The sequence below is a fragment of the Streptomyces spiramyceticus genome (assembly GCF_028807635.1).
GTDB lineage: Bacteria > Actinomycetota > Actinomycetes > Streptomycetales > Streptomycetaceae > Streptomyces > Streptomyces spiramyceticus.
In genome coordinates, this window is record NZ_JARBAX010000001.1 from 3,037,073 (window position 1) to 3,059,911 (window position 22,839).

Sequence of the window (22,839 nt, forward strand, 5' to 3'; positions counted from 1 at the left end):
AGGAGCCCTCGCCGGACTCCTTGTCCTATTTTGGCATGAGGGTAGGGGATGGGCGCAAGAGCCCGCTAAGTGCTGTCCGTCACGCTTGAGGGCAAAGGCCCGGATCAGGACCTACGTCCCGACCATTCGGCCCAGCCGGGCTCAGCCGTTCGGCTCAGTTCGCGAACTGGAGCTCGCGCACCGCACGCCACCGCTCGGTCAGCCGCCCGTACGCCTCACCGGCCGCCGCAGCGTCGTCGTCCCGCAGCGCCGCGATTCCCTCGGCCACATCCGCCGCGGAGACGTCCTGGGAAAGATGTGAATCGGAAAGTACGTGGACAAGGCCCCCGTAGTCGAGCTCGACAAGTGAACGGGGGTGGAATTCCTCCAGCCAGCGCCCCACATCCACCAGGCCCTCGCTGAGTGGCTCCCTGGCCGTCGCGTCGAGATGCTCCCGCAGCGCCTTCAGCGCCCGCGCCACGCGCCGCCGCGCCTGCACCATGGGCGTCCGGTAGCGCAGTACGGGCCCGGCATCCCCCTCGCCGGCCTTCACGTACTCCCGCTCGTCCCCTTCGAAAAGAGCGAACCAGCGCACCGGCACGTGCCACACCGAGCTCCTGATCCACGGCCGCGCGTCCGGGTTGCGCTCCAGCCACCGCTCGAAGTCCGCGGAAGCCTGCCGGCGCACCAGGGGCGGCAGCGCCGCGTCCACCATCGGCTCCGGATAGAGCTCCGGCAGCTCCTCCAGCGCCAGCCAGCCGCGCAGCCGGGTCCGCCAGGGGCAGACGCACACCACCCCGTCCACCTCCGTCACGAACGCGTCGCCGCTCTCGTGCACCGGTACGGGGACGGGCGGGACGGGCAGCAAGTCGGCCAGGGACCGTCTCAGTTCGTCCTGCGCGGTCGGCAGATCCTTGCGCCGGGCATAACTGGCCCAGTGGCTCCGCTCAGGTTCGGGGAAGGCCGCCAGCGGTTCGTACACCCGCAGATACGAGACGTACGGGACGATCACCGATGACGCCTGGGCCACGCCTGCTCCTCGACTCGGACTCGGACTCGGACTCGGACACTCGGACACTCGGACACTCGGACACGGACGCTCGGACACTCCGAACGGAGACGAATCGTCCCACGCATACTCCGCCAGGGGGTGATCCTGAACACTGCGGCCACCCGGGGCCCCGCCAGGTCTTACTCTCTTGCCCATCGGCCCTCCCCACCCGTAGGAGGGCATCGCCGCCTCGTACTTGGGAGTCACCACCGTGACCGACGCAACCGACGGCGTCCTGCACACCCTGTTCCGATCGGAACAGGGCGGCCACGAGCAAGTCGTGCTGTGCCAGGACCGTGCCAGCGGCCTCAAGGCCGTCATCGCCATCCACTCCACCGCCCTGGGCCCGGCCCTCGGCGGCACGCGCTTCTACCCGTACGCGACCGAGGAAGAGGCCGTCGCCGACGCGCTGAACCTCTCGCGCGGCATGTCGTACAAGAACGCCATGGCCGGTCTCGACCACGGCGGCGGCAAGGCCGTGATCATCGGCGACCCGGAAAAGATCAAGACTGAGGAACTGCTGCTGGCCTACGGCCGGTTCGTGGCCTCCCTGGGCGGCCGTTATGTCACGGCTTGCGACGTCGGCACGTACGTCGCGGACATGGACATCGTGGCGCGCGAGTGCCAGTGGACGACGGGCCGCTCCCCCGAGAACGGCGGCGCCGGCGACTCGTCCGTCCTGACTGCCTTCGGCGTCTTCCAGGGCATGCGGGCCTCGGCCCAGCACCTGTGGGGCGACCCGACGCTGCGTGGCCGCAAGGTCGGCGTCGCGGGTGTGGGCAAGGTCGGGCACCACCTCGTCGAGCACCTCCTGCAGGACGGCGCGGAGGTCGTGATCACGGACGTACGGGAAGAGTCGGTACGCCGCGTCACCGAGCGGCACCGGCAGGTGACCGTGGTCGCCGACACTGAGGCGCTGATCCGCGTCGAGGGCCTGGACATCTACGCCCCGTGCGCGCTCGGCGGTGCGCTGAACGACACAAGCGTCCCAGTACTCACGGCGAAGGTGGTGTGCGGCGCCGCCAACAACCAGCTCGCCCACCCGGGCGTCGAGAAGGACCTCGCGGACCGCGGCATCCTGTACGCGCCCGACTACGTGGTGAATGCGGGCGGCGTGATCCAGGTCGCCGACGAGCTGCACGGCTTCGACTTCGACCGGTGCAAGACGAAGGCCGCGAAGATCTTCGACACCACGCTGGCGATATTCGCACGTGCGAAGACGGACGGCATTCCGCCGGCCGCGGCGGCGGACAGAATCGCCGAGCAGCGGATGGCCGAGGCACGCCGCCGCTGACCCTGTCGGGGTCCTGGTGGGGTCCTACGGGGTCCTGCCGGGGCCCTTGAGGGATTCGGCCCGCCGTCGGCGAGACATGACTCACCCTCGTCGGCGGGTCGGCCCTCAGGAAGAGGTTAAAATCGCAGTTGACCAGCGAGGACGGGGCTTCTCGCGGGTTCTGTGACGAGGCGTTGCATGCGGGCGGCGTACCGTATGGCCGCGGAAGCAGGTACCGTTGATGCCCTACGGACCGGTCTCTCCAAGGGGAGCCCGTTCCGAATCATGAACGCGTGTCAAGACTCTGGGGCCGTCGAGCCCCGTCACCGAGGGGGTCGAGCCATGGGGCGCGGCCGGGCAAAGGCCAAGCAGACTAAGGTCGCCCGCCAGCTGAAGTACAGCAGCGGCGGGACTGACCTGTCGCGTCTGGCCAACGAGCTGGGCGCTTCGACTTCGCAACAGCCGCCTAATGGCGAGCCGTTCGAGGACGACGACGAGGAAGACGACCCGTACGCACAGTACGCGGCTCAGTACAACGATGACGGGGACGAGGACGAGGAGTCCGGTCCTTCGGCCCATCGTCGCGGCGCTTGACGCCCGTACGCCTCGAAAGCATGACCACACCGACCCGGTCCTGGGGCCTCGGCCCCGGACCGGGTTCTGTGCTCCCCCGGGTGACTACTTTGCGTAGTCGCCCGTAAGCGTCGCGCCCGTGGCGTTGTCGCCGCGCTCGGTGATCTCTCCCGCGACCCAGGCGTCGACGCCCCGGTCGGCGAGTGTCGCGAGCGCCACATCCACGGACTCCTCCGGGACGACGGCGATCATGCCGACGCCCATGTTGAGGGTCTTCTCCAGTTCGAGCCGCTCGACCTGACCGGCCTTGCCGACGAGGTCGAAGACAGCGCCGGGCGTCCAGGTGGAACGGTCGACCGTGGCGTGCAGGTGGTCCGGGATCACACGGGCCAGGTTGTTCGCAAGGCCGCCGCCCGTGATGTGGCTGAAAGCGTGCACCTTGGCGGTGCGGGTGAGGGCCAGGCAGTCCAGCGAGTAGATCTTGGTGGGCTCCAGCAGCTCCTCGCCGAGCGTGCGGCCGAACTCCTCGACCTCACGGTCCAGCGACCAGCCGGCGCGGTCGAAGACCACGTGCCGTACGAGTGAGTACCCGTTCGAGTGAAGACCGGAGGACGCCATGGCGATCACCGTGTCACCCGTACGGATACGGTCCGCGCCCAGCAGCTGGTCGTACTCCACGACGCCCGTGCCGGCGCCTGCGACGTCGAAGTCGTCCTCGCCGAGCAGGCCGGGGTGCTCGGCGGTCTCGCCGCCGACGAGGGCGCAGCCCGCGAGGACACAGCCCTCGGCGATGCCCTTGACGATGGCCGCGACACGCTCGGGATGCACCTTGCCGACACAGATGTAGTCGGTCATGAAGAGCGGCTCGGCGCCGCAGACGACCAGGTCGTCGACGACCATGCCGACGAGGTCGTGGCCGATCGTGTCGTACACGCCCATCTTGCGGGCGAGGTCGACCTTCGTACCGACGCCGTCGGTGGCGGAGGCGAGCAGCGGGCGCTCGTAGCGCTTGAGGGCGGAGGCGTCGAAGAGTCCGGCGAAGCCGCCGAGGCCGCCAAGGCCCGCGACCTCAGCGCGCTTCGTCTTCTTCACCCACTCCTTCATCAGCTCTACGGCACGGTCGCCGGCCTCGATGTCGACGCCCGCGGCCGCGTAGCTGGCGCCAGTGCCCGCGTGCGGAGCACGCCCAGAAGATTCAGCAGACATTGCTGGGAACTTTCGTGTCGTTCAACAGGGAGCGTTACGGGCGACGGAGCGCTTCGGCGGCGGCGGTGTTCGCCGGGCCGGCCGCGAGCTCGGACTCCAGGAGCTGCTTGCCGAGCAGCTCGGGGTCGGGCAGCTCCATCGGGTACTCACCGTCGAAGCAGGCGCGGCAGAGGTTCGCCTTGGGGATGGTGGTCGACTCGATCATCCCGTCGATGGAGATGTACGAGAGCGAGTCGGCGCCCAGCGACTTGCCGATCTCTTCGATCGTCATGCCGTTGGCGATGAGCTCGGCGCGGGTCGCGAAGTCGATGCCGAAGAAGCAGGGCCACTTCACCGGCGGGGACGAGATCCGGATGTGGATCTCGGCGGCGCCGGCCTCGCGGAGCATCTTGACCAGGGCGCGCTGGGTGTTGCCGCGGACGATCGAGTCGTCGACGACCACGAGGCGCTTGCCGCGGATGACTTCCTTGAGCGGGTTGAGCTTCAGACGGATGCCGAGCTGGCGGATCGTCTGGGACGGCTGGATGAAGGTCCGGCCGACGTAGGCGTTCTTGACGAGGCCGGAACCGTACGGAATTCCGCTGGCTTCCGCGTAGCCGATGGCTGCGGGGGTGCCTGATTCCGGCGTTGCTATGACCAGGTCGGCTTCGACCGGGGCTTCCTTCGCCAGTTTCCGGCCCATCTCCACACGCGAGAGATAGACGTTGCGGCCGGCGATGTCGGTGTCCGGGCGGGCCAGGTAGACGTACTCGAAGACACAGCCCTTGGGCTTCGCTTCCGCGAATCGGGACGTACGGAGCCCATTCTCGTCGATGGCGATCATCTCGCCCGGCTCGACCTCGCGGACGTACGCGGCGCCGCAGATGTCGAGGGCGGCGGACTCGGAGGCCACCACCCAGCCGCGCTCCAGCCGGCCGAGGACCAGCGGGCGGATGCCCTGCGGGTCGCGGGCGGCGTAGAGCGTGCCCTCGTCCATGAAGACGAGGGAGAAGGCGCCCATCACGTCCGGGAGAACCTTTGCGGCGGCTTCCTCGATGGTGAGGGGCTTGCCGTCGTCGTCCGTCTGGCCGGCCAGCAGAGCTGTGACCAGGTCGGTGTCGTTGGTCGCGGCGACCTGCGTCGCGCGGCCGTTCTCCTTGGGCAGCTCGGCGACCATCTCGGCGAGCTGCGCCGTGTTGACCAGGTTGCCGTTGTGGCCCAGGGCGATCGATCCGTGCGCGGTGGCACGGAAAGTCGGCTGTGCGTTCTCCCACACCGAGGCTCCGGTGGTGGAGTAGCGGGCATGGCCCACCGCGATATGGCCCTGGAGGGAGCCGAGAGAGGTTTCGTCGAAGACTTGCGAGACCAGTCCCATGTCCTTGAAGACGAGGATCTGGGACCCGTTGCTCACTGCGATGCCCGCGGACTCTTGTCCACGGTGCTGCAGGGCATACAGTCCGAAATAGGTGAGCTTGGCGACCTCTTCGCCGGGAGCCCAGACACCGAAGACGCCGCAAGCGTCCTGGGGGCCTTTCTCACCGGGGAGCAGGTCGTGGTTGAGTCGTCCATCACCACGAGGCACGCCACCGAGTGTAGGCGAGATCGACCACTGGTCCGAATTGGGGATGGCGGCGGGGGCCGGGCGGGGTGGGTCGGCGAGTGACGAGCGGTGTCCGCGTTGACGTCCGGACGCGATTCGGGTGTCCAGGGTGGTGTCCACGGACCGGGACGGCCGCGGCGGACGTCGTACTTTTCGGCCGTGTCCGCCGCCGCTTCCGCCTCGCTTGTGCCTCCGCTTCCGCCTTGCCGCTACTTGGCGCGGGCGTCCAGGCCGTTGCCGTCCGCCGCGACGAGAGTCAGGGTGCGGTCGCGCAGCTCGTACTTCACCTTGCCGTCGAGGATCTTGAGCAGCGCCCGCTCGGTCTCCATGATCTTGGGCGGGCACATCTTCCTGGTCGTGGCGATCTTGGAGAAGGTGAGGGTGGAGCCGGAGACCTTCGCCTCGCCCGTGACGTTGTTGCAGCCGAGGTTGCCGCCCACGGAGCCGTCCTTGCCGAAGACGAGGTTCGCCTTGCCCGCCACGTCCTTGGGCAGCGAGGTGGCGGTGTCGCCGTCGAGCAGCGACTCCACGCGCCACTGGGTGCCGACGAGCGGGGCGGCGGCGGCCGGCTTCTCGGCGGTGAGGGCGATCGTGTCGCCCTTGGTCGTGGTCAGCGTCAGCTTGTCGTCCGTGACCTTGGCCTTCAGGGCGCCGCGGAAGGTGCGCTGAAGGTTCTCCTCGAACTTCTGGATGTCCTTCGCGCAGGCCATCTCGGTGCTCTGGCCGGGGCCCACGGTGATCGTGTCGCCCTTGACGTCCACGTCGGCGCCGAATTGGTTGCAGCCGGAGTTGCCGGACGCGCGGGCCTTTCCGTTGCCGTTGTCTCCGTCGCCGTCCTTGTCCTCGTCGATACGGACCGTGGTGCCCTTCGGCGCGGGAAGCTTCTTGCCGTCCACGGTCACGCTGTCGACGGTCCAGTCGACCCCGGCGATCTGGAGGTCCGGCTTTACGGTGCCGTCGCCTCCGGCGTCCGAACCTGACTCAGTGCCGCAGGCGGCCAGGGCGAAGAGGGCCAGGGCGGTGAGGGTTGCGGTGGCGACGGGGGTGGCGCTGCGGCGGGTGGGGGTTCGCGACGTATCCATGGCGATGTGACGGGGCAAGTGGGGTTTCTGGTTCCAGGAGAGCTTTCCCCTAGGGCGTGTCCCTAGCCCAGGACCGGCAGCAGCGCCGACAGGTCCGCCCGCTCGCCGCTCGCGCTCACCTGCGCCCCGGCGACCGCCTCGCTCCACCCCACCCGACCCGTGGCAAGGCGGATCCACGTCAGCGGGTCGGTCTCGACCACGTTCGGCGGGGTGCCGCGCGTGTGGCGGGGGCCTTCCACGCACTGCACGACCGCGTACGGCGGGACACGGACCTCGACCGAGCCGCCGGGTGCCTTCACGGCGAGGGCGTCGGCGAGGAGGCGGGTACAGGCGGCGAGGGCGTGCTTGTCGTACGGGATGCCGAGACCGGTCGCATGATTCAAGTCGTCGGTGTGGACGATGAGTTCGACGGTACGGGTGACCAGGAAGTCGCCGAGCCGCATGCCGCCGAAGCGTGACGGCACCAGGCGCTCGTCCGACGTGCCGGGCAGGTCCTTCTGGATGGCTGCGGCGGTCCGCGCGAACAGTTCGCCGGGCTCGGCGCTCGCCGCGATCGCCCTGGTGTCCTCGTCGACCTGCCCGGCAGCCGTGACTGTTGCGAACGGCCACTCCAGCAGGGCGAGTTCACGCCTGGCGGGCTCGGGCATGGCCAGGTAACGGGAGACGGTTCCCATGACCATGGCGATGTGGGCGGCGAGATCCCGCACGGTCCAGTCGCCGAGACGGGTGGGCTGTTCCAGCTGCTCGGGCGTGAGGGTGAGCACGGCGGCGCGTACGTGCTCGAACTGCGCGAGTACGGCGGCCCGGGTCTTGGCGGAGTCGTAGCTACGAGTGCGCTTCTTGGCCGGTGGCATGGGCCGAGATTAATCGCATCCGCATGGCCGCCGCCCGGTACCAGGCGGAAAATGAGAGAGCGGAAAGTACGAGAGGAAGGGCGTGAACCAACCATGAGTCAGCACCCGGACACCGCCCTGGTGCGCCAGGGCTACGCAGCGTTCAGCAATGGCGACATGGAGACACTTGCCTCCATGATGACGACGGACTGCGTCCACCACGCGCCCGGACAGAGTCAGGTCTCCGGGCACTTCAAGGGCCGGGACAACGTCCTGGCCATGTACGGCAAGCTCTTCGAGCTCACCGGCGGCACCATGCGCGTAGAGCTGGAAGGCGTCTACCCGGACGGGCGCGGCCACGTCATCTCCGTCCACAAGATCTTCGCCGAGCGGGAAGACCGCGGTATCGAAATGAGAGGCGGACTCTTCTTCACCATCATCGGAAACAAGATCTCCGACATCGACGAGTGCGTCGAGGACATCGACGAGGCGGACGCCTTCTGGGGCATGGGCACCTAGTGACAGCCACGGAGCCCCCACCCGGACCAGGTCCGGACGGGGGCTGCCGCAGAGCTGTGGATCAGGCGAACAGGCCGGGGATCGTCTCCTCGTGCGCCGTACGGACCTCGCCCAGCGCGATGCTGAACTGTCCCTGCACCTCGATCTCATCGCCGTCCACGACACCGATACGGGCCACGGGCAGGCCGCGCGCCCCGCACATGTCGTTGAAGCGGAGCTCCTCGCTGCGCGGCACGGACACGACAGCCCGGCCCGCCGACTCGGAGAAGAGGAAGACGAACGGGTCCAGCCCGTCCGGCACGATCAGCCGTGCGCCCTTGCCGCCCCGCAGGCACGACTCCGCGACCGCCTGGATCAGGCCGCCGTCGCTCAGGTCGTGCGCAGCGTCGATCATGCCGTCGCGCGAGGCGGAGATCAGGATCTCGCCGAGCAGCTTCTCGCGGTCCAGGTCGACCTTGGGCGGCATGCCGCCCAGGTGGTCGTGGATGACCTGGGACCAGGCGGAGCCGCCCAGTTCCTCGTGCGTGTCACCGAGCAGGTAGAGGAGCTGGCCCTCTTCCGCGAAGGCGACGGGCGTACGCCGGGTCACGTCGTCGATCACACCGAGCACCGCGACGACGGGCGTCGGGTGGATGGCGGTCTCGCCGGTCTGGTTGTAGAGCGACACATTGCCGCCGGTCACCGGGGTGCCGAGCTGCAGGCAGCCGTCCGCGAGACCGCGCGTGGCCTCCGCGAACTGCCACATGACGTCCGGGTCCTCGGGGGAGCCGAAGTTGAGGCAGTCGGAGATGGCGAGCGGCTTGGCGCCGGAAGCGGCGACATTGCGGTACGACTCGGCGAGCGCGAGCTGGGCCCCGGTGTACGGGTCGAGCTTGGCGTACCGGCCGTTGCCGTCCGTCGCCATGGCCACGCCCAGGTTCGACTTCTCGTCGATACGGACCATGCCCGCGTCCTCGGGCATCGCGAGCACCGTGTTGCCCTGTACGAAGCGGTCGTACTGGTCGGTGATCCACGCCTTGGAGGCCTGGTTCGGGGAGGCGATCAGCTTGAGCACCTGCTCGCGGAGCTCGGCGGAAGTCGCCGGGCGCGGGAGCTTGTTGGCGTCGTCCGCCTGGAGCGCGTCCTGCCACTCGGGGCGGGCGTACGGCCGGTGGTAGACGGGACCCTCGTGGGCCACGGTCCGCGGCGGTACGTCGACGATCTGCTCGCCGTGCCAGAAGATCTCCAGCTGCGAGCCGTCGGTCACCTCACCGATGACGGTGGCGATGACGTCCCACTTCTCGCAGATCTCCATGAACCGGTCGACCTTGCCCGGCTCGACGATCGCGCACATGCGCTCCTGCGACTCGCTCATGAGGATTTCCTCGGGCGAGAGGGAGGAGTCACGCAGCGGAACGGTGTCCAGCTCCACGCGCATGCCGCCGGAACCGGCCGAGGCCAGCTCGGACGTCGCGCAGGACAGACCGGCGCCGCCCAGGTCCTGGATGCCCGCGACGAGTTCCTCGCGGAAGATCTCCAGGGTGCACTCGATGAGGAGCTTCTCCTGGAAGGGGTCGCCGACCTGGACGGCGGGACGCTTCGCGGGTCCTGTCGACTCGAAGGTCTCCGAGGCCAGCACCGATACGCCGCCGATGCCGTCGCCGCCCGTGCGGGCGCCGTACAGGATGACCTTGTTGCCGGGACCGCTCGCCTTCGCGAGGTGGATGTCCTCGTGCTTCATCACGCCGATGCACCCGGCGTTGACCAGCGGGTTGCCCTGGTAGCACTCGTCGAAGACGACCTCGCCGCCGATGTTCGGCAGGCCGAGGCAGTTGCCGTAGCCGCCGATGCCGGCGACGACGCCGGGCAGCACGCGCTTGGTGTCGGGGTGGTCGGCCGCGCCGAAGCGCAGCGGGTCGACGACCGCGACCGGGCGGGCGCCCATCGCCAGGATGTCGCGGACGATGCCGCCGACGCCGGTGGCCGCGCCCTGGTAGGGCTCGATGTAGCTCGGGTGGTTGTGCGACTCGACCTTGAAGGTCACGGCGTAACCCTGGCCGACGTCGACGACGCCCGCGTTCTCGCCGATGCCGACGAGCATCGCGTCGTTCTGCGGGACCTTCTCGCCGAACTGCTTCAGGTGGACCTTGCTGCTCTTGTACGAGCAGTGCTCGGACCACATGACGCTGTACATGGCGAGCTCGGCGCCGGTCGGGCGGCGGCCGAGGATCTCCCGGATGCGCGCGTACTCGTCCTCCTTGAGGCCGAGTTCCTTCCAGGGCTGCCCGACCTCGGGGGTCTCCGCAGCGTGCTTGACGGTGTCCAAAGTCATGCGTTGACCAGCTTCTTCAGGATCGAGGTGAAGAATCCGAGGCCGTCGGTACGTCCCGTGCCGACCAGCGGCTCCACGGCGTGCTCCGGGTGCGGCATCAGGCCGACGACATTGCCCGCGGCGTTGGTGATGCCGGCGATGTCGCGGAGCGAGCCGTTCGGGTTTCCGTATCCATCAGCGGCTGCGCCGCGGGCCAGATAGCGGAAGGCGACGCGGCCCTCCGCCTCCAGCTCGTCGAGTACGCGCTCGTCGGCGACGTAACGGCCGTCCATGTTCTTGAGCGGGATCCGGATCTCCTGCCCGGCGGTGTAGTCCGCCGTCCAGGCCGTCTCGCTCGTCTCGACGCGCAGCTTCTGCTCGCGGCAGATGAAGTGCAGATGGTTGTTCTGCAGCATCGCGCCGGGGAGCAGGTGGGCCTCGGTGAGGATCTGGAAGCCGTTGCAGATACCGAGGACGGGCAGGCCCGCCTTCGCCTGCGCGATGATGGTCTCCATCACCGGCGAGAAGCGGGAGATGGCGCCCGCCCGCAGGTAGTCGCCGTAGGAGAAGCCGCCCGCGAGGACGACCGCGTCGACCTGCTTGAGGTCCTTGTCGCGGTGCCACAGCGAGACCGGCTCGGCGCCCGCGATCCGGACGGCCCGCAGGCTGTCCTGGTCGTCGAGCGTTCCAGGAAAGGTGACGACTCCGATACGAGCGGTCACTTCGACTCCTCCACCTTCACGGTGAAGTCCTCGATGACGGTGTTGGCGAGGAACGTTTCAGCCATCTCATTGATGCGGGCGAGGGCGGCGTCATCGACCGGCCCATCGACCTCGAGCTCGAAACGCTTTCCCTGACGTACGTCCGCGATTCCCTCGAAGCCGAGACGGGGCAGTGCACGCTGCACCGCCTGTCCCTGCGGGTCGAGGATCTCGGGCTTGAGCATGACGTCGACTACGACGCGTGCCACTGGCACTCCCGGTGGTGGTGTGGTGCGAAGGCGGTTCCATCAGCGTACCCGCCCAGAAATTCTACGCGGGTAGATATACGTCGGCCCGGATCACGTTCCGGTATCGGCAGCGACAACCGCCGGGAAAATCCGGGGAAAAACGGCCGCCTCCGATTGCGGAAGGACACGCTGACAGAATTAACTGGGCTTCACAATGCAATGCCTCTCGCTGTACAAAGGAATAGCGAAGGAATCAGCATTGCTCCAAAACAGCCGGAAGGCCGGTATCACCGCACGTCAGGCGCGGTGGTGCCGCAGGAAAGGACCGATATCCGTGGCTCAGCGCGTAGTGGTCACGCTCTCCGACGACATCGACGGAGGGGACGCAGCGGAAACGGTCACGTTCGGCCTGGACGGGAAGTCGTACGAGATCGACCTGAATCCCGCCAATGCAAAGAAACTACGCACGGCTCTTGAGCCGTTCGTAGAGGCCGGCCGAAAGCAGTCGAAGTCGGGCAAGGCCTACCGGCACACCGCCGTCGCGCCCCATCCGGCGGCTGTGCGCGCGTGGGCGCGCTCGCACCAGATGGACGTGCCGGCTCGCGGGCGCATCCCCAAGAAGGTCTACGAGGCCTTCGCGGAGGCCTCCTGACGGCCCCTGGGGGCAACCGACTTGCATTGCACCCCCGCTCGTCGGCTAGAGTCTGGGACACGCCGAGGGGCGAGGCCGCAAGGCCGGACCTCACGCAGCGTGCGGGTGTAGTTCAGTAGCAGAACATCCCCCTTCCAGGGGGAAGGCGCAGTGTGCAATTCCTGTCACCCGCTCTGCATCGCTTACCAACACACTGAGGTGTGTCAGGTATAGTGGTGGCACAAATGCGGACGTGGCTCAGTTGGTAGAGCATCACCTTGCCAAGGTGAGGGTCGCGAGTTCGAATCTCGTCGTCCGCTCAGTGAGTACGAAGGCCCCGGTCATTGCGACCGGGGCCTTTGTCGTATCCGCCGTCTGCCCACCTCTTGGCGTACTGACATTTGTCATCTGCGGTGATGACAGCTCGCACTGCTCCCGGCCGTGATCCGCCGGAAGTCTTGAGGCATGACCATCAACGACCATGTGATCGACGCCGAGGGGCTCCGGCGCACCTACAGCGGCGGCTTCGAAGCCGTCCGCTCGCTCTCCTTCTCCGTGGCGCGCGGCGAGCTCTTCGCACTGCTGGGCACGAACGGCGCGGGCAAGACCTCGACCCTGGAACTGCTGGAGGGCCTGGCCCGGCCCGACGGGGGCAGCGTCCGGGTGCTCGGCCATGATCCGTACACCGAGCGCGCGAAGGTACGCCCACGGGTCGGCGTAATGCTCCAGGAGGGTGGATTTCCCTCCGAACTGACCGTGCGCGAGACGGCCCGCATGTGGGCGGGGTGCACCAGTGGGGCGCGACCGGTGCGTGAGGCGCTTGAGCTGGTGGGGCTCGGCAGGCGGGAGGGCGTACGGGTCAAGCAGCTGTCCGGCGGGGAGCGACGGCGGCTGGACCTGGCCATGGCGCTGCTCGGCCGGCCGGAGATCCTCTTCCTCGACGAGCCGACGACCGGGCTTGACGCCGAAGGGCGGCGCGAAACGTGGGAGTTGGTGCGGGATCTGCGGGACGGGGGGACGACCGTACTGCTGACCACGCACTACCTGGAGGAGGCGGAGGAGCTCGCCGACCGGCTGGCGATCATGCACGAAGGGCGGATCGCCGCCGAGGGGCGGGTGGCGGAAGTGGTGGGGGCGTATCCGTCGCAGATCTCCTTCCAGCTGCCGGACGGCTACCACCTCGGGGATCTGCCGCCGCTGGGGCAGCTGGGCGTCACCCGGCACGAACTGAGCGGCCGGACGGTGCGGTTGCACACCGACCGGCTCCAGCAGGCCGCGACCGGGGTGCTTGCGTGGGCCGAGGAGCAGGGGCTGGAACTGCGCGGGCTCGATGTGCGGTCGGCGTCGCTGGAGGAGGCGTTCCTGAACATCGCGCGGGAGGCGAAGGAAACCGGGGCACAGGAAAGCGCGGCGCAGGAAACGGTGGGCGCCGGCACGGCCGAGGGGGAGGTGGCTGCGCGATGAGCACGGCTGTTGCGGGACGTATGGCGGCGCTGATGCGGGCGGAACTGACCCTGCTCCTACGGCACAAGGCGGTGCTCTTCACGGCGCTGGTGCTGCCCGTCACGATGACGTACGCGATGCGGCCGGTCTTCGACGACATGGACCTGGACGAGGCCGGGATTTCGCTCGGTGCGGCCATGATGCCGATGTCCGTGGCGTTCGTGCTGCTCTTCGGGGTGTACTCGGCGCTCGTCACGGTCTACGTGGTGCGGCGCGAAGAGCTCGTACTCAAGCGGCTGCGGGCCGGGGAGCCGGGCGACGCCGAGATTCTCACCGGAACGGCGGCCGCCACGCTCGTGGCCGGGCTCGCGCAGTGTGTGGTGCTGATGATCGCGGGCGCGGCGGTCCTCGGCATGGAGATGCCCGCCGATCCCCTGCTGGTGGTGACCGGTCTTCTGCTGGGTCTCGTGGTCGCGGGGACGATGGCAGCCGCCACCACCGCTTTCACCAGGTCCGCCGAGGGCGCACAGATCACGATCATGCCGGTGATGCTGGTCTCGCTGGTCGGCTCCGGGGTCGTCGTGCCACTGGAGCTGCTGCCGGACAAGATCGCCTCGGTCTGCGAGCTGCTGCCGCTCTCGCCGGTCGTCCAGCTCGTGCGGGGCGGCTGGACCGGGCAGTTGGGGGCGTACGAGGCGCTGGGTGCCGTCGCCACCGCGGTGGCCTGGACCGTACTGTCGGTGTTCGCTGTGCAGCGGTGGTTCCGCTGGGAGCCGCGGCGCTAGACGCTGCGGCGCGGAACGGCGCTGGGCTGGGCACGAAGAAAATGTGGGGACGGGGACGGGATGAAGGGCTTCTGGGGGAAGCGGAGCCAGGCCGCGAAGCTTGACCTGTACATGCGGGTGACGCTGTATCTGCTGCCGTGGCTCATGTCGATCGGCGTTCTCACGCCCCTCTCCCAGGGACTGAGCCGCGATCCCGGCGCCGTCGCGCTCGGGCGCGGGCTGCTGGCCCTTTCCGTGGCGCAGTGCGTGGTGGCGATGCACTGCCTCCGCCGAGGGCTGGCGCATTACGTCGACGGGGCCCCGGCGCCGTGGCGTTCGGCGTCCGTCGCGCTGGCGCTGGGCGGGCTTTCGGCAGGCCTGATCGTCACCCTTCAGGCCACCGGCGGGATCAAGGACGGGTCTGTGACGGTGCAGATGCTGCCGTACGCCCTGCTGACCACCGCCATGTCGACGTTCATGCTGTCGACGCTCCGTTGTCTGCTGATCGGGAGCTTGGTGGCCGCGGCGCTGGTGGCCGGGGCACTGGCCGCCACGGGGGCAGGTACCGGACTGGCCGTGGGCGGGGTGGCGGTCGTGCTGTTCGTGGCGCTCTTCGCGCTGCTGACCACACGGTCGTCGGCCTGGTTCATGGCGGTGATCTGGGAGCTGGACCAGGCCCGCGACGTGGCCGCCAGGCTCGCGGTCGCCGAGGAACGGCTGCGCTTCGGGCGCGACCTGCACGACGTCATGGGCCGCAATCTGGCCGTGATCGCGCTCAAGAGCGAGCTGGCGGTGCAACTGGCGCGGCGTGGCAGGCCGGAGGCCGCGGAGCAGATGGCCGAGGTGCAGCACATCGCTCAGGAGTCGCAGCGCGAGGTGCGGGAGGTCGTACGTGGCTACCGCGACGCGGATCTGCCGGCGGAACTGGAAGGGGCGCGGGGGGTGTTGAGCGCGGCGGGCATCGACTGCCTGATCGACAGGGGCCCGGACGAGGAACTCCCGGCCGGCGTGCAGTCGGCGCTCGGCTGGGTCGTACGGGAAGCGACGACCAATGTGCTGCGGCACGGGGACGCGCGGCGGTGCACGGTGCGGCTGACGACGGGCGGTGGGCTGGCGGTACTCGTGGTGGAGAACGACGGCGCGGCCGAGGTCTCCGCCGCCTCCGCCCCCGGCTCCGGCCTCGCCGGCCTCCGGGAACGCCTCACCGCGGTCGGCGGAACGCTGCGGGCGGGCCCGGCGGCACCCGACGTCTTCCGGCTGACGGCGGAGGTGCCGGTGGCTGAGGCCCCGGTGGCGAAGGCGCTGGGGGTGGGGCTGTGAGTGAGGGACCTCTGCGGGTGTTGTTGGCCGATGACGAGCACTTGATCCGGGGTGCGCTCGCCGCGCTGCTCGCCCTTGAGGACGATCTTGTCGTCGTCGCGCAGGCCGCTTCCGGACCCGAGGCGCTGGCCATGGCCCGGGCGCACCGGCCGGACGTCGCCGTGCTCGATCTGCAGATGCCGGGCGCCGACGGTGTGAGTGTCGCCACAGCTTTGCGGGCCGAGCTGCCCGGCTGCAGGTGCATGATCGTGACCAGCCACGGGCGCCCCGGGCACCTGAAGCGGGCGCTGGCGGCGGGCGTGCGGGCGTTCGTGCCGAAGACCGTCAGCGCGCAGCGGCTGGCCGAGATCATCCGGAGCGTACGGGACGGAAACCGTTACGTGGACCCGGAGTTGGCGGCGGATGCCATCGCCGCCGGGGACTCGCCGCTGACCGCGCGCGAGGCCGAGGTGCTGGAACTGGCGGCCGACGGGGCGCCCATCGCGGAGATCGCCGAGCGGGCCGCGCTGTCGGCGGGGACGGTGCGTAATTACCTGTCGTCGGCAGCCTCGAAGCTCGGTGCGGAAAACCGGCATACCGCAGTGCGTCTCGCACGCGAGCGAGGTTGGGTATAGTTGGCCTCGCGCCACGGCGCATGCGGACGTAGCTCAGTTGGTAGAGCGCAACCTTGCCAAGGTTGAGGTCGCCAGTTCGAACCTGGTCGTCCGCTCGGTGAAGTAAGTAAGAAGGCCCCGGTCATTGCGACCGGGGCCTTCTGCGTTGCTACGACCGGTGCTGCATGACCGGTGGTGTTACGAGCTACTACGACCAGTGCGCGCCGGTGAGCAGCTCGTACGCCTCCAGGTACTTCGCCCGGGTCGCGTCGACGATCTCCTGCGGAAGCGCCGGCGGCGGCGGCTCGCTCTTCCTGTTCCAGCCGGAGGCCGGAGAGGTCAGCCAGTCGCGCACGTACTGCTTGTCGTACGACGGCTGCGCGTGGCCGGGCTCCCAGGTGGCGGCGGGCCAGAAGCGGGAGGAGTCCGGGGTCAGGACCTCGTCGGCGATGATCAGGTGCTCGCCCTCGAAGCCGAACTCGAACTTCGTGTCGGCGAGGATGATGCCGCGGTCGCGGGCGATCTCGCGGGCCCGGCTGTACACGGCGAGGGTCGTCTGGCGCAGCTGGGCGGCGGTCTCCGCGCCGATCTGGCGGGCCACTTCCTCGTACGAGACATTCTCGTCGTGGTCGCCCACGGCCGCCTTGGTGGCGGGCGTGAAGATGGGAGCCGGGAGCTCCGAGCCGTCCGTGAGGCCCTCGGGGAGAGCCAGCCCGCAGACGGTGCGGGATTCCTGGTACTCGGCGAGGCCGGAGCCGGTCAGGTAGCCGCGGGCGACGCACTCGACCGGGACCATGCGCAGGGACTTGCAGATGAGGGTGCGGCCGGCCCAGTCGGCGGGGGCGCCGGGCGGGAGCTCGGCGGAGATGACGTGGTTCGGGACGAGGTCCGCGAGCTGGTCGAACCACCAGAGCGAGAGCTGGGTGAGCACCCTGCCCTTGTCGGGGATCTCGGTGGGCAGCACCCAGTCGTACGCGGAAATGCGGTCGCTGGCGACCATCACGAGGTCGCCGGCCTCGTTCTGGTAGAGATCACGCACCTTGCCCGTGTGGAGGTGGGTGAGGCCCGGAACCTGAAGCGGCTCGGGCTTTTCTACGAATCCGGACACGGTTCCTCCGCGTAGGTTGATCCAGGAGCGCTACCGATTCTCCCGTATGCGGGCCGGAACCGTCGTGGCGGGTCGGTTTCGGACAGTTCTGCCGGTGCGGCTCGTGTGTCAGTCCCTTTTGCAGATGCGGTCGAGAAGGTTCGCCGTGGCGCGCTGGATACGGGGATCCACATGGCCCGGGCGGTCCAGGGCCGGAGACCAGGCGAACGTCCCCGAGGCGAAAACCAGGGCGCCGCTGGGCGCCCGATAGAGGGACGTTTCCTGGTGGCGGCGGGCGCCGTCGCCGTCCCGGTACGGGGAGTGGGCGAGCAGGATGCGGTCCTGGTGCTCCGGGAGGGTGGTGCGCGGGAAGTACCGGTCGGCCTCGCCCGCGACCAGGCCTTCGATCTCGTCGTTCTCGTGGGCGCCGGTGGCCTCCCAGAGCCAGTGATCGGCGTTGCGCACGACCATGGGGCTCGGCTCCGGGACCCGGCCTGCGTACTGGATGCCCATCAGCTCCTGCTCGGGGCGGTCCATCTCCCGCCAGAGGGAGGGCCTGCCCGGCCCTCGGCGCTTGCGGCACGTGAGGAGGCGGTCGGCGGTGCCGGAGGGGGACGGGGCGAGCTCGACCTGCCAGTACATGGTGTTGGCGGAGAGGAAGACGAGGGACGTGCCGGTCTCGCGGGCCAGCTCGACGGTGCGGCGCATGGGGACCGACCAGTACTCGTCGTGGCCGGGGAAGACCAGGCCCCGGTAGCGGGTGGGGTCGATGCGGCCGGCGTGCAGGTCGCGGGCGTCGGCGTAGGCGAGGTCGTAGCCGTAGCGCTCGGCCCAGCGGATGAAGTCGTAGGCGTGGCCGACGTGGAGGGGGAGGCCCGCGCCGGCGTACGGGCGGTCGAAGGAGACCGTGGTCGCCGCGTCCTCCTCGCCAAGGAGGCGGCCCATGCTGTCCCACGCGTGGTAGAGGCTGGCGCCGGTGCGGCCGTCCTCCGGGTAGAGGTTGTACGCCTGCCAGGTGATGTCGGGCAGGAGTAGCAGCAGGTCGGCGGGGTGGCTGTCGCGGACCGTGAAGGGGATGTGGGAGCGGTAGCCGTCGGCGGTGGTGAGCACGGCGACGTACGCCCCGATGTTCCAGAACTCCGGGATCTGGAGGCGCCACGACATCCACCAGTGGTGGCAGGACACGGTGCGGTCGGCGGTGAGCGGGGCGGGCTGGACGATGCCGGACAGGCGGGGGCTGGTGGTGATTTTTGCCGCGCCGTCGCCGCCGTAGTGGCCGATCCGGTAGATGTCGACGGAGAACTGCTGGGGCGGGTCCACCGTGATGTGGAAGTCGATCGCCTCGCCGGGGGCGGCCGCGCCGGGGGACGCGAAGCCCTTGATCTGCTGGCGTACGTCGTCGGCCGTGCGGGGGCCGCCGGTGGGGGCGGTGCGGAGCTGCGGGAGCCGGGCTCCGGTGACGGGGTCGCGGTGCTCCGCGCCCTTCGCGTGCTCGACGTGTTCGGCGTACCAGGGGATGACCTGCCCGCTGTCGCCGAAGTAGTGCTCGCCGCCGCGCAGCCAGGGCAGTGGGCCCTGGCCGAAGGGATCCGACACGGCGTGCGCGAGGGCGCCCGATTCCCAGCGCCGGATGTACTCAGCCCCCATGCCGCTTCCCTCCCTTTGGCCCCCGAGACAACTGTGGTGCTTCACTTGTCAGCTACCGACCCCCAGCACATCACATAACGCACTCACTCCGTCACCGTTCGTCGCGAATTGACGTGAACGGAAGGTCATCCTCCGCTCCGCGAGGTCGACAGGCGGGGCTGCGGTGGCCCTGCGCCACCTCACGGACCACAGAGGCTGGTGGGGTTCGGCCCGGACTCGGGCGGCTCAGACGAGGCGGACCGGCTTCTCCGGGCGTACGCCGACGGAAGCGAGCCAGGAGCGGAGCGGCTCCGCGTCGCCGTCCTCGACGAGGCTCAGGACGCGGCCGCCGAGGTCGGCACGGCGTTCACCGTCGATCAGGAGGGCGGGACCGTCGAGCCAGTCCAGACCGGGCGCCGCTCCGGCGGTGTCGACGGCGGCGCAGCAGACCATGGCGGTGACGTGATCGGCGAGCAGCTCGCGGCCGGTGCGGGGCGGCTGGAGCGGGAAGAGCGGGAGGGGCCCGGTGTCCCAAAGATCGTCGTCCCCGAGCCCGTGCGGTGCGGGCGGCGGGGCAGCGGCCTCTTCCCGCGCCACCTCGGCACTGATCCCGGCAGCAAGCGCGTCGCCTGCGTGGTGGGGGTCGGCGGGGTGGCGGGGGTCGCTGGTGGACCTCGGGCCCCCGGTGCGGGCCGGGGCGCCTGCGCCGCCGGTGCGCGCGGGGTCGCCGGTGTGGTCATCGCCGGTGACATCTGGGGCGCCGGTATGCGCCGGATCGCCGGTCTCGCCCGTCGCGCTCGCCTGCCCCGAGGCGCTGGTGCCAGCGGGGTCGCCGCTCCCGGCGCTCGCTCGGCCCGGGTCGCCACCCGGGGCGGCGGTCCGTCCTGCTTCGCCGGTGCGCCCGGGGTCGCCGGCGTAGTCAGGGTCGCCGCTGGCCCCGCTGTGGCCCCGGTCGCCGGTAGGGGCCGGGTGGCCGGTGTGCTCTGTGTCGCCGGGGCGCCCGGGGTTGCCGGTGTGATCATCACCGGTGGCGTTTGTGGCGCCGGTACGCGCTGGGTCGCCGGTCTCGGCCGTCGTGCTCTCCTGACCCAGGTCGGCGGTCTCGGCCGTGCCGTCCGTCGAGCCGGTGTCGCCGGTGCGGCCCGGGCCGTCCGTCGAGCGCGTGCCGTCGGCCGGGGGGCCCGTCTCGCCTGTGGCGCTGTCGTGCGTGGACAGGTGGTCCATCACGCGGTCCAGTGTCGGGCCCACGCGGCCGGTGGAGCCGGGTGAGCGGCGTACGCCCATCTTGTCCAAGACGCGGTGCAGCCGGGCTGCGTCCGCACGCCACTTCCGGTCGACGACCTCTTCCGGATACTGCTGCCAGTCCACCGGCGACCAGTCGGGCCCGGGCTCCGCGGGCCCGCCGTGGAAAAGCCGGGCGGCGAGCAGGGACACGGCCTCGTCCACCGCACCCGGCTCTTCGAGCAGATCGCACGCGGGGCGCTCACCCAGACGGGAGGTGAAGCCCTCGGCGAGGCGGTCGCGCCGCGAAAGTTCCGTGAGCGCGGAGACCACTCCCACATCCAGGCGGGACGGCCAGCGGCCCATGCGCCAGGCGGGCAGCGCGACCCGGGTCATCAGCCGGTCCCAGCCCGCGTACGCGAGGCCGACCTGCTCCTGGGCGACGATCCGCAGCCCGTAGTCCACAGCTTGTGCGCGCTCGGACGCGGCGGTCGCGACACCCCGCTCCATCTCCGCGCCGTGCACCCGGCAGCTGCGCAGCAGCAACCGCGCGACCCAGCCGAGGAAACACAGTGGGATACGGCGAACCGGACCCAGCCCGGGCCTGGAGGCAACAGCCACCGCCGCGTCCAGGCCGCGCACGAAGCGCCGGGCGGCGGCTATGTCGGGGTGCGCGGAGGGCCCCGTACCGGCGACGACCGGGGCGAGCACCGCGCGCAGCTCGGCCACCCGCATCCACCACAGGAAGGGCGAGCCGATGACCAGCACCGGTGCAGCGGCGACCCGGCGCCGCCCGGCGTCCGGTATCGGCGTGGAGGCGGAAGCGGAAGCGGAAGCGGAAGCAGAAGCCGACGCCGGGTGGGTGCGGTCCTCCAGCCAGCTGTCGCAGTCGGGGGTGAGCGCTATCGCGGACGGCGCCGGCACCTCCAGGCGGTCCGCCAGGTCCCTTACGAGCCGGTAAAGATCGGGTGCGGATTCCTCGGCGACCTGCACTGTGGGACTTACGGCGGGCCTTGCCCGTACGATCACGGCCGCTACGGCCGCCGCGACCAGCAGCACCACCACGGCGCACACAGTCACCGCCCAGCGCGCGGCTTCCCAGCCCCCTCCACCGAAATGCCCCGTGGCGCCGCCCGCGAGCAGCACGACGGCGACAGCCGCAGGCAGCAGGGCGACAGCCAGCGCTCTGCTGCGAATGCGCAGCACAGCGAGAGCCCTGGAACGCGCGGACTGCGCGCCCATCTCCATTCCAGTACCGGTACCGGACACGGCCGGACGTCACCCCCTTCGCCCTGCGACGGCTTTGCTCACTCCCCCACTGTGGCACCCCCCACTGACATCGCAATGTCGGAGGGCCAAGTGCCGGAACGCTTGCGCCGCACCCTAGTTGGGGCTGCGGCGGCCGTCAGCCGGATGGCTCAGCGGTCACTCGATGGAATGGCTTCGGCTAAAGGTGCTGACGCCGTCGGGCATCGGGCTGTCGGGCATCGGGCTCAGGACTCGGACGCGGCCTTCTGGGCGATGTCCGTACGGTGCTGCGATCCGTCGAGCCGGATCCTGGCCACCGCGGCGTACGCCCGCTCGCGTGCCTGCGCCAGGTCGGATCCCGTCGCGGTCACCGACAGCACACGGCCGCCCGCGCTCACAACGGCGTCGCCCTCCCGCTTGGTACCGGCGTGCAGGACGTACGCATGGGGCGCGTCCTGGGCCGCCACCTCGTCGAGGCCCTCGATCGGGTCGCCCGTGCGCGGCGTCTCGGGGTAGTTGTGCGAGGCGATGACAACGGTCACGGCCGCGTCGTCGCGCCAGTTCAGCGGCGGCTCGGCGTCGAGCGTGCCGTTGGCGGCGTTGAGCAGGACGCTCAGCAGCGGGCTCTTGAGGCGGGCCAGGACCACCTGGGTCTCCGGGTCGCCGAACCGGGCGTTGAACTCGATGACCCGTACGCCGCGCGAGGTGATCGCCAGGCCCGCGTACAGCAGCCCGGAGAAGGGCGTGCCGCGGCGGCGCAGCTCGTCGACGGTCGGCTGGAGGACGGTCGCCATGACCTCGTCGACCAACTTGGGGTCGGCCCACGGCAGCGGGGAGTACGCGCCCATGCCGCCGGTGTTCGGGCCTTCGTCGCCGTCGAGGGCGCGCTTGAAGTCCTGCGCGGGCTGCAGCGGCAGCACGGTCACGCCGTCGGTGATGGCGAACAGCGACACCTCGGGACCGTCGAGGAACTCCTCGATGACCACGCGCCGGCAAGCCAGTGCGTGCGCGCGGGCCACCTGGACGTCGTCGGTCACGACGACGCCCTTGCCCGCGGCGAGGCCGTCGTCCTTGACGACATACGGAGCGCCGAAGGCGTCCAGGGCCCTGTCGATCTCTTCGGGGGTGGTGCAGACGTAGCTACGGGCGGTGGGGACGTTCGCCCCGGCCATCACGTCCTTGGCGAAGGCCTTGGAGCCCTCCAGCTGGGCGGCCTCCCGGGACGGGCCGAAGCAGGGGATACCGGCCGCGCGCACGGCGTCGGCGACCCCGGCGACGAGCGGCGCCTCCGGGCCGACGACGACGAGGCCGGCGCCGAGCTCGGTGGCGAGCCGGGCAACGGCGGCACCGTCGAGGGCGTCCACCGGGTGCAGCTCGGCCACCTCTGCGATGCCGGCGTTGCCGGGGGCGCAGTACAGGGCGGTGACGTCGGGATCGAGGGACAGAGAGCGGCACAGGGCGTGTTCGCGGGCGCCGCCGCCGATGACGAGGACCTTCACGGGGTGCAGCCTAGCCCGCGCGCCGCGGTCACCCCGCCGCGCTGCCCGCTCGTACGCGTCCTGTCTCGCTCGC

At 70.0% G+C, this 22,839-nt stretch carries 20 protein-coding genes and 3 tRNA genes; 11 read left to right on the forward strand and 12 right to left on the reverse strand.

All coding sequences use genetic code 11. The features are described from left to right. Window positions 1–154: 154 nt before the first annotated feature. Window positions 155–1,009 (reverse strand): DUF8083 family protein, encoded by an 855-nt coding sequence (locus PXH83_RS13610; RefSeq protein WP_274560268.1) that lies wholly within the window; start codon window positions 1,007–1,009, stop codon window positions 155–157. Window positions 1,010–1,241: 232 nt separating this feature from the next. On the opposite strand from PXH83_RS13610, the gene PXH83_RS13615 reads away from it, so the two are divergent. Then, complete coding sequence (locus tag PXH83_RS13615) at window positions 1,242–2,324, forward strand: Leu/Phe/Val dehydrogenase (RefSeq protein WP_274560269.1); 1,083 nt, start codon at window positions 1,242–1,244, stop codon at window positions 2,322–2,324. A gap of 321 nt (window positions 2,325–2,645) precedes the next feature. Continuing rightward, a complete protein-coding gene (locus PXH83_RS13620; protein WP_214921355.1) occupies window positions 2,646–2,897 on the forward strand; it encodes a DUF3073 domain-containing protein in 252 nt (83 codons plus the stop codon). A gap of 84 nt (window positions 2,898–2,981) precedes the next feature. On the opposite strand, the gene purM is transcribed toward PXH83_RS13620, so the two are convergent. The 4 genes from purM to PXH83_RS13640 form a co-directional block, all read right to left on the reverse strand. Next, window positions 2,982–4,082 (reverse strand): phosphoribosylformylglycinamidine cyclo-ligase, encoded by a 1,101-nt coding sequence (gene purM / locus PXH83_RS13625; RefSeq protein ID WP_214921356.1) that lies wholly within the window; start codon window positions 4,080–4,082, stop codon window positions 2,982–2,984. Window positions 4,083–4,116: 34 nt separating this feature from the next. Beyond that, window positions 4,117–5,643: an amidophosphoribosyltransferase gene (gene purF / locus PXH83_RS13630; RefSeq protein WP_274560276.1), complete on the reverse strand. Its 1,527-nt coding sequence runs from the start codon at window positions 5,641–5,643 to the stop codon at window positions 4,117–4,119. 227 nt (window positions 5,644–5,870) lie between these two features. Continuing rightward, window positions 5,871–6,743, reverse strand: coding sequence for an META domain-containing protein (locus PXH83_RS13635; RefSeq protein WP_274560278.1), 873 nt, complete (start codon window positions 6,741–6,743; stop codon window positions 5,871–5,873). 62 nt (window positions 6,744–6,805) lie between these two features. Then, window positions 6,806–7,597 carry a maleylpyruvate isomerase family mycothiol-dependent enzyme gene (locus tag PXH83_RS13640; RefSeq protein ID WP_274560280.1) on the reverse strand — a complete coding sequence of 264 codons (792 nt, stop codon included), beginning with the start codon at window positions 7,595–7,597 and terminating at the stop codon, window positions 6,806–6,808. 93 nt (window positions 7,598–7,690) lie between these two features. Between PXH83_RS13640 and PXH83_RS13645 the strand changes: the two genes are divergently transcribed. After that, window positions 7,691–8,095 carry a nuclear transport factor 2 family protein gene (locus PXH83_RS13645; protein ID WP_274560282.1) on the forward strand — a complete coding sequence of 135 codons (405 nt, stop codon included), beginning with the start codon at window positions 7,691–7,693 and terminating at the stop codon, window positions 8,093–8,095. Between the two features lie 61 nt (window positions 8,096–8,156). On the opposite strand, the gene purL is transcribed toward PXH83_RS13645, so the two are convergent. From purL to purS, 3 genes are read right to left on the reverse strand one after another with little or no spacing between them, the layout of a single operon-like run. Next, entirely contained in the window at window positions 8,157–10,406 is a 2,250-nt protein-coding gene (purL, locus tag PXH83_RS13650) for a phosphoribosylformylglycinamidine synthase subunit PurL (RefSeq protein WP_274560284.1), read from the reverse strand. After that, entirely contained in the window at window positions 10,403–11,107 is a 705-nt protein-coding gene (purQ, locus tag PXH83_RS13655) for a phosphoribosylformylglycinamidine synthase subunit PurQ (RefSeq protein ID WP_274560286.1), read from the reverse strand. Before purQ ends, purL begins: the two co-directional genes overlap by 4 nt. After that, window positions 11,104–11,355, reverse strand: a complete 252-nt coding sequence (purS, locus tag PXH83_RS13660; protein WP_138898077.1) for a phosphoribosylformylglycinamidine synthase subunit PurS — start codon at window positions 11,353–11,355, stop codon at window positions 11,104–11,106. The genes purQ and purS overlap by 4 nt, the downstream gene beginning before the upstream one ends. Before the next feature lie 313 nt (window positions 11,356–11,668). On the opposite strand from purS, the gene PXH83_RS13665 reads away from it, so the two are divergent. From PXH83_RS13665 to PXH83_RS13700, 8 genes are all read left to right on the forward strand, one after another. Next, window positions 11,669–11,986: a histone-like nucleoid-structuring protein Lsr2 gene (locus tag PXH83_RS13665; RefSeq protein WP_274560291.1), complete on the forward strand. Its 318-nt coding sequence runs from the start codon at window positions 11,669–11,671 to the stop codon at window positions 11,984–11,986. A gap of 101 nt (window positions 11,987–12,087) precedes the next feature. Then, a tRNA-Gly gene (locus PXH83_RS13670) sits at window positions 12,088–12,159 on the forward strand. Window positions 12,160–12,212: 53 nt separating this feature from the next. After that, window positions 12,213–12,285, forward strand: a tRNA-Gly gene (locus PXH83_RS13675). 145 nt (window positions 12,286–12,430) lie between these two features. Next, a complete protein-coding gene (locus PXH83_RS13680) occupies window positions 12,431–13,429 on the forward strand; it encodes an ABC transporter ATP-binding protein (RefSeq protein ID WP_274560294.1) in 999 nt (332 codons plus the stop codon). Continuing rightward, entirely contained in the window at window positions 13,426–14,193 is a 768-nt protein-coding gene (locus tag PXH83_RS13685; RefSeq protein ID WP_274560296.1) for an ABC transporter permease, read from the forward strand. Before PXH83_RS13680 ends, PXH83_RS13685 begins: the two co-directional genes overlap by 4 nt. Window positions 14,194–14,253: 60 nt before the next feature. Continuing rightward, the gene (locus PXH83_RS13690; protein WP_274560298.1) at window positions 14,254–15,492 is read left to right on the forward strand and encodes a sensor histidine kinase; all 1,239 of its coding nucleotides are present in this window, start codon (window positions 14,254–14,256) and stop codon (window positions 15,490–15,492) included. Beyond that, complete coding sequence (locus tag PXH83_RS13695; protein ID WP_274560301.1) at window positions 15,489–16,106, forward strand: response regulator transcription factor; 618 nt, start codon at window positions 15,489–15,491, stop codon at window positions 16,104–16,106. The genes PXH83_RS13690 and PXH83_RS13695 overlap by 4 nt, the downstream gene beginning before the upstream one ends. 22 nt (window positions 16,107–16,128) lie before the next feature. Next, window positions 16,129–16,201: transfer RNA gene (locus PXH83_RS13700), tRNA-Gly, on the forward strand. Window positions 16,202–16,293: 92 nt separating this feature from the next. On the opposite strand, the gene PXH83_RS13705 is transcribed toward PXH83_RS13700, so the two are convergent. From PXH83_RS13705 to purD, 4 genes are all read right to left on the reverse strand, one after another. Next, entirely contained in the window at window positions 16,294–17,193 is a 900-nt protein-coding gene (locus PXH83_RS13705; RefSeq protein ID WP_274560303.1) for a phosphoribosylaminoimidazolesuccinocarboxamide synthase, read from the reverse strand. A gap of 108 nt (window positions 17,194–17,301) precedes the next feature. Then, the gene (locus PXH83_RS13710) at window positions 17,302–18,819 is read right to left on the reverse strand and encodes a N,N-dimethylformamidase beta subunit family domain-containing protein (protein WP_274560305.1); all 1,518 of its coding nucleotides are present in this window, start codon (window positions 18,817–18,819) and stop codon (window positions 17,302–17,304) included. A gap of 225 nt (window positions 18,820–19,044) precedes the next feature. After that, window positions 19,045–21,267, reverse strand: coding sequence for a hypothetical protein (locus tag PXH83_RS13715; protein WP_274562815.1), 2,223 nt, complete (start codon window positions 21,265–21,267; stop codon window positions 19,045–19,047). Between the two features lie 245 nt (window positions 21,268–21,512). Then, window positions 21,513–22,766: a phosphoribosylamine--glycine ligase gene (gene purD / locus PXH83_RS13720; RefSeq protein ID WP_274560307.1), complete on the reverse strand. Its 1,254-nt coding sequence runs from the start codon at window positions 22,764–22,766 to the stop codon at window positions 21,513–21,515. Window positions 22,767–22,839: the final 73 nt, after the last annotated feature.